This window comes from Photobacterium sp. OFAV2-7 (assembly GCF_022347985.1).
Classification (GTDB): Bacteria; Pseudomonadota; Gammaproteobacteria; order Enterobacterales; family Vibrionaceae; genus Photobacterium.
The window spans coordinates 1-7,436 of the sequence record NZ_JAKRFQ010000162.1; the positions used below are offsets into that span (position 1 = coordinate 1).

Here is a 7,436-nt window from a genome sequence, read left to right on the forward strand (position 1 = left end):
AAGTGATGCTTTGGCTGGTCCAGTTCGAGGTTATCGAACACCGCCTTGACCATTGCCGGGGTAAACTCCTTGCTCGACAGGCCATAGCGACCGGCGATCAAGCGAGGCATTTTCTCGAAATGATCCTGCCCATTGTTATTAAGAGAATCCATAAGAGCAGTCAGCACATCCTGATACAAAGGATCCGCATTCGCGCCTGGCTCTTTGGTTCGATCAAGCACAGTGATTTTTTGTGTCGTTAGCGGCAACGCTTCAAGCAGGTGCTTGGCCGACAGCGGACGATACAAACGTACCTGCAACACACCGACTTTCTTGCCTTGTGCCACCAGATATTCAACGGTCTCTTTCACAGTTTCGACACCGGAACCCATAGCAATCACTACATGCTCGGCGTCAGGTGCACCAAAGAACTCCATCAGTTTGTAGCGGCGACCGGTAAGTTCGCCCAGCTTGTCCATGCAAGCCTCTACAATTTCAGGTGTTCTGGCATAATATGGATTAACCGTTTCCCGTCCCTGGAAATAAACATCCGGGTTCTGTGCCGTACCACGAATAAACGGCGAATCCGGGCTCAGGCCACGCTCGCGGTGCGCCCGTACCAGTTCATCAGAAATCATGGTTCGGATATCAGCATCCGGGATCAGGCTGATCTTGTTAACCTCGTGCGAAGTTCTGAAGCCATCAAAGAAATGGATGAAGGGGATCCGTGCATCCAAAGTCGCAGCATGAGCCACCAGCGCCATGTCATGGGCTTCCTGTACCGAGGAAGAAGCCAACAACGCAAAACCAGTACCACGCGCGGCCATAATATCCTGGTGATCACCAAAGATAGACAGCCCCTGGGCCGCCAGCGAGCGAGCTGCCACATGGAACACTGCCGAGGTAAGCTCACCGGCAATCTTATACATGTTAGGCAGCATCAGCATTAGCCCCTGCGAGGCAGTAAAGGTCGTTGTCAATGCACCGCTTTGCAACGCACCGTGTACGGTACCGGCCGCTCCCCCCTCACTCTGCATTTCTGCAATCAACGGGATATTACCCCAGATATTGCGCTGGTCTTCCGCTGCCCACTGATCGGCAAACTCTGCCATCGTGGACGAAGGGGTAATCGGATAAATTGCACATACTTCACTAACACGATAGGCAATGTGCGCCGCGGCTTCGTTTCCGTCGCAAGTGTGCATGACTTGCTCGGACGAAAGTTTCGTTTTCTCAGTCATGATCAGCTCCTACTCCATTTCCGCCGCGACCATTTCGATCGCATGACAAGGACATTGCGAATAACAGGCTTCGCACCCGGTACACTTGTCGTAATCCACCTTGTATCCCTTTCCTTTGCCAAGGCGTGTGATCGCCCCGTGCGGACAGGCTCCAAAGCAGCCATTACATTCGAAACAGTTACCGCAGGAGTAACAGCGCTGGGCTTCAAACAAGGCTTCCTGCTCTGTCAGCCCGCCGACTACTTCATCAAACGATGTTGCCCGCTTGATCACCGGGATCGCTGGCTGTTCACTTTGATCCGCATCGGTTTTGTACCAGAGATGCAGCTTGTCGAATTTGATCAACGGCTGCTTGGTCACTTTGGTGTAGATACGTTTATTGAGGAAGGCATCGATATGGGCGGCCGCTTTTTTACCATGGCCGACAGCAATGGTGACGGTACGATCACATGGCACCATGTCTCCCCCGGCAAACAAGCCCTGGTAACCGGTCATCATCTGCTCGTTCACCATCACGGTGCCGTCCCATTTGTGTTCGACACCCGGGATATCTTCCGTCAGCTTGGTATCGATATTCTGACCCAGCGCCAGAATGAGCGAGTCGGCTTCGACCGTCTCAAACACACCTGTCGGTTGCGGACGACCATTCTCGTCTATGTTCATTTTTTCAAGGGTAAACGTGGTTCCGTCAATCTGGTTGATCGTACGCTGCCAGTGGAACGTCACGCCCTCTTCCATCGCTTCGACACATTCAAAGTCATGGGCTGGCATATGGGCTCGATCTCGACGGTAAATCACCATCACATCTGCCCCCATTCGGCGTGCAGTACGTGCCGCATCCATCGCGGTATTACCACCACCGTAGACGGCCACTCGTTGGCCCAGTTTCGGCGCTGTGTTCATTTCAATAGCGCGCAGATAAGATACTGCGTCGTTCACCTTGCCGGGATCGTCGTTGGGAATATCAACGCCTCGACCGACATGGGCACCAATGGCGAGAAAGACTGCATCAAACTGACCTTTTACTTTTTCAGCCAGCAAATCCTCAACTTTATGGTTGAGGACAATTTTGATGCCCATCGCTTCGATACGGGCAATTTCGTTTTCAAGAATATCGCGCGGTAAACGGTAAGCCGGAATGCCGAAGTGCATCATACCGCCGGCCATTGGTGCCGCATCGCGGATCTCGACATCGTGCCCTTTGCGCTTAAGGTGATAAGCCGTCGCCAGGCCACTCGGACCGGCACCGACTATCAGTACCCGCTTTCCAGTCGGCTCGGCATCAAACCTGACCGGCCACTTTTTCTCAAGGGCCTGATCACCAAGAAAGCGCTCGACAGCATGGATACTGACCGCCTGATCGACATTGGCCCGGTTACAGGCTGATTCACAGGGGTGATAACACACCCGGCCATGGATAGCAGGCATCGGGTTATTCTTGATAAGTGCCTGAAAGGCTTCTTCGTATTGCTCGGACTGAGCCAGTGACAGCCATTCCTGAATGTTGCTTCCTGTCGGACAGGCATGGTTACAAGGTGGGAGGGAGTTGGAATAGATAGGGAATTTGGTACGAACTGGTCCAGAACCTTTTTTCAGGGTGAGATCTGGTGGCAGTGTCATATCCTTAGGACAATTGCTCATAATGTTCTACCTTTTGTCGGTAAAAATGATGAAACGTACCCTTATGGCATTATGCTGCTGTAGCGGCGATTTGTGCTCAAATCACCCCCTTCACCCACAGCACCTAGTTATATGAATTGTTCGACGAAGGTACGTCTCGTTTTGTTATACCAGCTCAAATAAGCCGTTGCGCCTGTTAACCCAGGCGCTTAACGACTTAATAAGAGTGGTATCAACTGTAGGGAATATTGAAATTTAAACGGCAACGCAGGTACCGGCACGCTCTGCCAGTACATCCAAACCTTCTTCAAGTGCACCGATATAGGCACGTCCGCCGAACTGAGCGAAATCTGCCGCAGCTTCAACTTTAGGACCCATAGAGCCAGCTGGGAACTGATATTCACTTAGCTGAGCCGGTGTTGTTGCGCGAAGTGCGCGCTGCTGCTCTGTGCCCCAGTCGAGGTAAACAGCGTCGGCATCAGTCAGGATCAATAGCTTGTCGGCTTTTAGCTGTTTAGCCAGCAAAGTTGCTGCCAAATCTTTATCAATCACGCCTTCAACGCCCTTGTAGCCAAACTCGCTTCGGCAAACCGGAATACCACCGCCACCACAGCAAATAACAATCTGGCCAGCATCCAGCAAGGTATCAATCGATTTCTTGTCGATAATATTAATCGGCTTAGGAGATGGCACCACGCGGCGGACATAATCGCCATCACGCTTCATGATCCAGTTATTGGCTTCAGCCAGGATGCCGGCTTCTTCTTCGTTATAAACCGGGCCGACAAACTTAGTCGGATCCAACATGCTTGGATCGTCAGCATTCACTTCGATACGTGTAAGCAGGCTAGTTACTTCCGTTTCCGGCAGCAGGTTCTGCAGCTCCTGAGCCAGCATATAACCAATCATACCTTCACTTTCGGCGCCCAATACATCCAGCGGATACGGGGAAACTTTGTCATAAGCCAGGTTTTGCAAAGCGAGCAGACCAACCTGCGGTCCGTTACCATGGACGATCGCAACCTGATACTCTTTGGCAATCTCGGCAATCGCTTTGGCCGCAATCTTAATATTCGCCAACTGGTTTTCAAAACTTGGCGCGTCGCCACGACGTAGCAATGCATTGCCGCCTAGGGCAACAACAGCGGTGGGTTTCATGTTAACTCCTTGAATTCTAATTGTGGTCTAACACCGTTTCCGACACATTCTTCTTCTGGAACATCAGCAACTAGAAACTACTGATGCGGAAACGGTTTGCGGCGAACAAAGCGGCCATTCCCGGCTTTCCCCATAAATTCGCCATTACATGCGACAACCTGTCCACGGCTGATGGTCATCATCGGCCAGCCAAGACAATTCATATCTTCATACGGGGTATAATCGGTGTTGTCGTGTAATAAATCGTGAGTAATCGTGACCTGCTGCTTCGGATCAAACAGCACCAGATCAGCATCTGCACCCTGGGCCAGACAGCCCTTTTGCGGGTAGAGCCCGAACAGCTTCGCCGGCATGTAGCTGGTTAGCTCGACAAACCGGCGCGGGCTAATTCGTCCGCTCATCACACCTTCCGAGAACAATAGCGGCATCCGGTTTTCGACCCCGGGCATACCGTTCGGACAGGCGCTGAAATTATCTTTACCGCGCTGCTTCTGTTCACCGTAGGTAAACGAGCAGTGGTCAGTTGCGACGGTATCAATGCTGCCGTCCATCAGGCCCTGCCACAGTTTTTCGCGCTCCTCGAACGGGCGCAGCGGCGGACTTAGAATGAATTTCAGCGCATCTTCGCGCTCGTAACAGCGCTCATCAAGCAACAGATATTGCGGACAGGTTTCAGCCCAGACAGGCTGTTTGTTTTGACGAGCCAGGCGGACATAATCCAGGCCTAACCCGTTGGAAAGGTGAACGATATATAACGGCGCATCCCCTGCCAGTTTGGCCAGATTAATCATTCTGGCAATCGCTTCGGCCTCGCACTCTAGCGGGCGACTTTCGGCGTGATACTTAGGCTCCGTCTTCCCTTCTTCAAGCAATTGCGCTCGTCTCAGGGCAATGGCGGCATCGTTTTCGGGGTGAACGGTTGTCAGCGCATGAACTTTATTTAGCTGAGTAAGGGCGCGCAGCACAGATTCATCATCAAGCTTATAGCCGTAGGTCAGGTACAACTTAAAGCTTGAAATGCCTTCAACCTCGACCATATCGGCCATTTCTGACAAGATTTCGTCGTCAATATGCTGGATCACGCCATGGAAACTGTAGTCAATGACCGCAGTGTCCTTGGTATAATCTTTATACACAGCCAGTTGGTGATGAAGGTTGCATCCTTTGGGTCCAAATCCCATATGGTCAACCACCATGGTGGTGCCACCACAAGCTGCGGCTCGAGTGCCGGTGTAGAAATCATCACTGCTACGGGCTATGCCGACATCAATATTGAAGTGGGTGTGAACATCAATACCGCCCGGCATTACATACAGGCCTTCGGCATCGATAATGCGCGTCCCGGCAGGATAACTGGAGATATCAGGGGCAACGTCGGCGATCTTGCCATCAACAATCAAGATATCGGCTTTCTTTTCATCTTGATGATCAACCACAATACCATGGCGAATGAGCATGGCCGACGACTCGCCGTCCGTACTGTTATACAACTCCGGGGAAAAAGAACGCTGTGAAATCATAACGCCACCCTTTATTTCAAGGCCGAAACCTTATTCCATCTACCAAAACCTTCTCGAAGTACCAGTCAGGTAACTGCCACTTCGACAAGACAAGTCAATCATTGAGAGAAAATCCATCCCGAGGGGGATATGAGGTCAGTAGTAAGGCAGAGCGTACTGACACCCTCGGGACGGAAAATCATCCTAACGCTGGTTAACCAGCATCAGTGCTTATTTCTTAAGCTCTTCCAGGTACATTTGTGGGATAACAGCGTACATTGCTGCACAAGTTACCAGGTGATCTTTCCAGGTCTTCTCGTTTGGCGCGTGTGCTTCTGGCTCTTTACCAGGACCAAAGCCGATAACAGGAATACCGTAACGACCCATGATAGATACGCCGTTAGTAGAGAAAGTCCACTTATCAACAGTTGGTTTCTTGTCGAATAGCAGCTCGTAAGACGCTTCAAGAGTCTTAGTGGCTACATGCTCTTCGTCAATCAGCCAAGTTGGGAAGTAGCACTCAGTTGGGTAAACCAAACCTGTGTATGCAGGACGGTTGTACTCGTACATAGATACAACAGCCTTTGCTTCCTGTACTGCAGGCAGCGCACGAATTTCGTCTAGTGCACCTTCCCAGGTTTCGCCCCAAGTCAGACGACGGTCGATAGACACGGCACAGCTATCAGCAACTGCACAGCGGCTAGGAGAAGTGAAGAAGATTTCAGATACAGTCAGCGTACCTTTGCCCAGGAATGGGTCATCTTTAAGGTTATGAGACAGATCTTCCAGTTGGTTCAGGATTGGACCCATCTTGAAGATAGCGTTATCACCACGCTCTGGCGCAGAACCGTGACAGCTCACACCCGCAACGTCGATACGAATTTCCATACGGCCACGCTGACCACGGTAGATCTGGCAATCTGTTGGCTCGGTAGATACAACGAACTCAGGACGGATCTTGCTTTCTTCGATGATGTACTGCCAGCATAGGCCGTCACAGTCTTCTTCCTGAACTGTACCAGTTACCAACAAGGTGTACTCGTCTTCAAGACCTAGATCTTTGATGATCTTACCGGCATAAACCATAGAAGCCATACCGCCTTCCTGATCCGATGCACCGCGGCCACCGATCACTTCGTCATCTTCCATGCCTTCATATGGGTCGAAATCCCAGTTGTCCATGTTACCCACACCAACGGTATCGATATGGGCATCCATTGCAATCAGGTGCGGACCATGGCCGATCCAACCCAATACGTTACCCATAGGGTCGATTTCTACTTTGTCGAAACCAACTTTTTCCATTTCCTCTTTGATGCGCAATACCACTTTTTCTTCGTCACAGCTTTCGCTTGGGATTGCAATCATGTCACGTAGGAACTGGCTCATATCCGCTTTGTAGTCTTGGGCTTTTTCCAACACTTTGTCGAATGGGATGTTCATTGTCATTGTAATTCTCCTTGGGCCGAACGGTGGTCATCGCGTCCGGCATGATGTTTTGTATTTGAAGTTGATTCGCCCTGTTTTCGATGACATCTACAGCGCGCTAATTAATTCTTTTTTCTACTATCCTTTCACCTGGGCTTTGTGGATTTAGTGCAACCCACTGAACCTTTATTGCTTTCTTGAAGCAATTTCGTTCGGAGGCAAAGAAGAAGCGCGGAGTTTATGGCTATAAATGAGCACTTCTGATGCAGTATCCGGTCGAAATTGCAATAAGAAACAATTAAAGGGTTGGGTGCTTGCCTTGCCACACCACTTCACGGTAGTGAACAGGATCGGTATCCCCTTCGGTGTTCACCAGCAGCACGACCGAGTCTTTGTTCAGGCCCAGTTTTTCCATCAGCTTTTCGCGCTCTGGGTGGTAGTAAACAGCGGCTAGCATACCTGCGCCAACGGCACCTGATTCGCCGGAAACAACCCTTGGGTCAGTGCCTAG

General features: G+C 50.9%; 4 protein-coding genes and 2 pseudogenes. All 6 read right to left on the reverse strand.

Translation table 11 applies throughout. From position 1 onward, the window contains the following. Positions 1 to 1,220 (reverse strand): annotated as a pseudogene (locus MHN01_RS10780) (pyruvate:ferredoxin (flavodoxin) oxidoreductase); the annotation flags it as partial. A gap of 9 nt (positions 1,221 to 1,229) precedes the next feature. Continuing rightward, on the reverse strand, positions 1,230 to 2,861 hold the full coding sequence (locus MHN01_RS10785) for an NAD(P)-binding protein (protein ID WP_239411361.1): 1,632 nt from the start codon (positions 2,859 to 2,861) through the stop codon (positions 1,230 to 1,232). Positions 2,862 to 3,095: 234 nt separating this feature from the next. Further along, positions 3,096 to 3,998 carry a carbamate kinase gene (gene arcC / locus MHN01_RS10790; RefSeq protein ID WP_075765135.1) on the reverse strand — a complete coding sequence of 301 codons (903 nt, stop codon included), beginning with the start codon at positions 3,996 to 3,998 and terminating at the stop codon, positions 3,096 to 3,098. Between the two features lie 77 nt (positions 3,999 to 4,075). After that, positions 4,076 to 5,518 carry a dihydropyrimidinase gene (gene hydA / locus MHN01_RS10795; RefSeq protein WP_304622850.1) on the reverse strand — a complete coding sequence of 481 codons (1,443 nt, stop codon included), beginning with the start codon at positions 5,516 to 5,518 and terminating at the stop codon, positions 4,076 to 4,078. Between the two features lie 210 nt (positions 5,519 to 5,728). Next, positions 5,729 to 6,946: a YgeY family selenium metabolism-linked hydrolase gene (locus tag MHN01_RS10800; RefSeq protein ID WP_239411362.1), complete on the reverse strand. Its 1,218-nt coding sequence runs from the start codon at positions 6,944 to 6,946 to the stop codon at positions 5,729 to 5,731. A 277-nt stretch (positions 6,947 to 7,223) separates the two neighbouring features. Beyond that, positions 7,224 to 7,436, reverse strand: a pseudogene (locus tag MHN01_RS10805) (diaminopropionate ammonia-lyase); the annotation flags it as partial.